The 3,134-nt window shown below is 72.8% G+C and carries 5 protein-coding genes; all 5 read right to left on the bottom strand.

Features of this window, described 5'->3' with window-relative positions:
• Window positions 1-537 (bottom strand): crossover junction endodeoxyribonuclease RuvC (ruvC, locus tag SACPADRAFT_RS0218935; RefSeq protein ID WP_007027058.1); only part of this gene is annotated, 537 nt, incomplete at its 3' end.
• 105 nt (window positions 538-642) lie between these two features.
• The gene (locus SACPADRAFT_RS0218930) at window positions 643-1,269 is read right to left on the bottom strand and encodes a DUF4262 domain-containing protein (RefSeq protein WP_007027057.1); all 627 of its coding nucleotides are present in this window, start codon (window positions 1,267-1,269) and stop codon (window positions 643-645) included.
• 78 nt (window positions 1,270-1,347) lie between these two features.
• Window positions 1,348-2,097: a YebC/PmpR family DNA-binding transcriptional regulator gene (locus SACPADRAFT_RS0218925; RefSeq protein ID WP_007027056.1), complete on the bottom strand. Its 750-nt coding sequence runs from the start codon at window positions 2,095-2,097 to the stop codon at window positions 1,348-1,350.
• Window positions 2,094-2,732 carry a pyridoxal 5'-phosphate synthase glutaminase subunit PdxT gene (gene pdxT, locus SACPADRAFT_RS0218920; RefSeq protein ID WP_007027055.1) on the bottom strand — a complete coding sequence of 213 codons (639 nt, stop codon included), beginning with the start codon at window positions 2,730-2,732 and terminating at the stop codon, window positions 2,094-2,096. Before pdxT ends, SACPADRAFT_RS0218925 begins: the two co-directional genes overlap by 4 nt.
• 59 nt (window positions 2,733-2,791) lie before the next feature.
• Window positions 2,792-3,112, bottom strand: coding sequence for an AzlD domain-containing protein (locus tag SACPADRAFT_RS0218915; protein ID WP_028662583.1), 321 nt, complete (start codon window positions 3,110-3,112; stop codon window positions 2,792-2,794).
• Window positions 3,113-3,134 lie beyond the last annotated feature (22 nt).

Below are 3,134 nucleotides of genomic sequence, written 5' to 3'. Positions count from 1 at the left end.
CCGGGCGCGGTGCGCGCGGGCCTGTTCGGCGGCCTTCGCCTCCGCCTCGGCGAGCCGCGACCGCATCGGCGCCCGCCACAGATGGCAGATCGCCAACGCGAGCGCGTCGGCCGCGTCCGCGGGGCTGGGTTTCGCCGCCAACCCGAGCAGTCGGGTGACCATGGTGGTGACCTGCGCCTTGTCCGCCCGTCCGGACCCGGTGACCGCCGCCTTCACCTCGCTGGGCGTGTGGAAGACGACCGGGAGCCCGCACCGGGCGGCGCTCAACGCCACCACACCCCCGACCTGGGCCGTACCCATCACCGTGCGGACGTTGCTCTGGCTGAACACCCGCTCGACGGCGACGACCTCCGGGCGGTGCGTGTCGAGCCAGGAGTCCACCTCGTCGCCCACCCGCAGCAGGCGGGTGGCGAGTTCGACGTCGGACGGGGTCCGGACCACGTCCACCGCCACACACCGGACGGAGCGGCCGAGGGCCCCGTCGACGACCCCGAGGCCGCACCGGGTCAGCCCGGGGTCGACACCCAGCACACGCACGCCGTTTCCGTCCTTTCCGCGAACACCCGTTCGAGCCCGCAGGCTACGCTACCGCCCCCGCGGACGAGCACGGGCGACGGACACGCCGGTGCGCCCGGTGCGGGTTCAGGGCCCGTCGACGCCGGGGGTCCAGTTCTCCGGGGCACCGCTGACGGTGAGCACCGGCTGCCACCGGGCGAACCCGGCGGGCGCCGTGGGACTCCACGGCCAGTCCCCGGCCGGGGTGGGCACGAGGATCTGCACGGCGGGGAAGTCACCCTCCGGGTAGACCAGGAACGCACTGCCGAAGAACTCGGGGTAGTGCCCGGTGGCCACCCGCTCGAAGGTGACCGGCACGCCCTCGAAGAAGTCGTGGTACAGGGTGCCGAACTCGAAGCGCTCCCCGGTCGCGGCGCGGTCGACGTAGGCGTCCAGCAGCACGGTCGCCTGCTCCTCCGGCAGTCCGACGACCACGGCCTCGGGGACCGCGTGCATGGCCCACGCGCACACCGTGAAGGCGTAGCCCGCCCCGTGCTCGTCGGTCGGGACCGCGACCACCGCGTTCCCGCGCCGCTCCGCCTCGGCGACGATCCACTCCCGGAGCTCACGGTCGTCGTCGGTCTCCCCGTCGCCGTCCGGGTCCGGCAGTGTTCCGGTCACGGGCACGTGGTCGGGATCCGGCATGGCGGGCTCCGGCATGGCGAACTCCGGGGCGTCCGGGTCGGTGGCGGTGTCGGGGGTCACGGCGGCCATTGTGCCGCACCCCGACGGCGCGTGGGGAGAGCCTCCGTGCCCCGCGTGCCGCGGGTCGCACCCGCCGGTCGCACCGGGTCAGCCGACCTCGGCGAGGATCTCGTCGCTGACGTCGAAGTTCGCGTAGACGTTCTGCACGTCGTCGCAGTCCTCGAGCGCGTCGATGAGGCGGAAGACCTTGCGGGCCCCTTCCGCGTCCAACGGCACGTTCACCGACGGGAGGAAGCTGGTGTCGGCGGACTCGTAGTCGTAGCCCGCCTCCTGCAGGGCCGTGCGGACGGACACCAGGTCCCCCGGCGCGGAGAGGATCTCGAAGCTCTCCCCGAGGTCGTTGACCTCCTCGGCACCGGCGTCCAGCACTGCCATCAGCACGTCGTCCTCGGAGAGGTCGTTCTTCGGCATGAGCACCACGCCCCTGCGGTTGAACAGGTAGGCGACCGAACCGGCGTCGGCCAGCGTCCCCCCGTTCCGGCTCAGCGCGGTGCGGACCTCCGAGGCGGCGCGGTTCTTGTTGTCGGTGAGGCACTCGATGAGCACCGCGACGCCGTTCGGCGCATACCCCTCGTAGGTGATGTTCTGCCAGTCGGCGCCGCCGGCCTCCTCACCGTTGCCCCGCCTGCGTGCCCGCTCGATGTTGTCCTGCGGGACCGAGTTCTTCTTCGCCTTCTGGATGGCGTCGTACAGCGTGGGGTTGGCCTCCGGGTCGCCACCGCCGGTGCGTGCCGCGACCTCGACGTTCTTGACCAGTTTCGCGAACAGCTTTCCACGCTTGGCGTCGAGGGCGGCCTTCTTGTGCTTGGTGGTGGCCCACTTGGAGTGGCCGCTCATCTCTCCTCCAACTCTCTCACGCGACTGCGCACATTCCGCACGAACAGCCGGTGCAGCCGCTCGTCCCCGGTCAGCTCGGGATGGAACGCGGTGGCGAACACCCGCCCCTGCCGGACGGCGACGATCCTATCGGCCGCGGCGCCGGCCTCCGCGGTGTCCGGGATCCGGGCCAGCACCTCGACGTCGGCACCGGCCTTCTCGACCCAGGGCGCGCGGATGAACACGGCGTGCACGGGGCCGTCGTCGACGCCCCGCACCTCGAGGTCGGTCTCGAACGAGTCGACCTGCCTGCCGAAGGCGTTGCGCCGCACCACGACGTCGAGCCCGTCGAGCTGGTGCTGGTCGGGCCTGCCGTCGTACACCCGGCGGGCGAGCAGGACCAGTCCCGCGCAGGAGCCGTAGACCGGGAGACCGTCCCGGATCCGCTCCCGCAGCGGGTCGAGCAGACCGAACGACGCGAGCAGCCGCGACATCGTCGTGGACTCGCCTCCGGGCAGCACCAGCCCGTCGACGTCGGCCAGCTCCGCGACCCGACGGACCGGCCGGGCCCGTGCGCCCGCGCGGTCGAGCATCGCGGCGTGTTCGGCCACGTCACCCTGCACCGCGAGGACACCGACCTCCGGTCGCCGCTGCACGTTCGTCACCCCTCCCGCGATCGGGTCAAGCCTACTGGCCGGGGTCCGCGGGCCTGTGGTCAGGGCACTCCGAGGAGCCGCAGACCGGCCGCCGTGGCCCCCGCGGCCAGCACAACGACGATGAACGGCGCCTTCTTCCAGGCCAGCACCCCGCCCACGGCGACCCCGGCGGGGCGGGCGAAGCCGGCGAACCCGGAGCCCTCCAGCAGGGCGGAGGTGGCGACCAGCGCGGCGAGCAGGACGACGGCCGCGACCGCGACCAGGTGCTCCACCCGGGGCGAGAGGGTGAACCGGGCACGCAGCAACGGTCCGGCGAACCGGAAGGCGAACGTCCCCGCCGCGAGCGCGGCGGTGATCAGGATCAGGGTGAGCGGGGTCAGCGCGGTCGTCACGAATCCACCT

The organism is Saccharomonospora iraqiensis subsp. paurometabolica YIM 90007 (assembly GCF_000231035.2).
GTDB classification, from domain to species: domain Bacteria; phylum Actinomycetota; class Actinomycetes; order Mycobacteriales; family Pseudonocardiaceae; genus Saccharomonospora; species Saccharomonospora paurometabolica.
Note: the sequence above shows the minus strand (reverse complement) of the source record. Positions and strands in the feature narration are given on the sequence as shown.

What these genes read in the sequence shown, in the direction of transcription:
- SACPADRAFT_RS0218930 (WP_007027057.1), bottom strand. Translation starts at nt 1,269, where the DNA reads ATGGCCGCCGTGACCCCCGACACCGCCACCGACCCGGACGCCCCGGAG.
- SACPADRAFT_RS0218925 (WP_007027056.1), bottom strand. Translation starts at nt 2,097, where the DNA reads ATGAGCGGCCACTCCAAGTGGGCCACCACCAAGCACAAGAAGGCCGCC.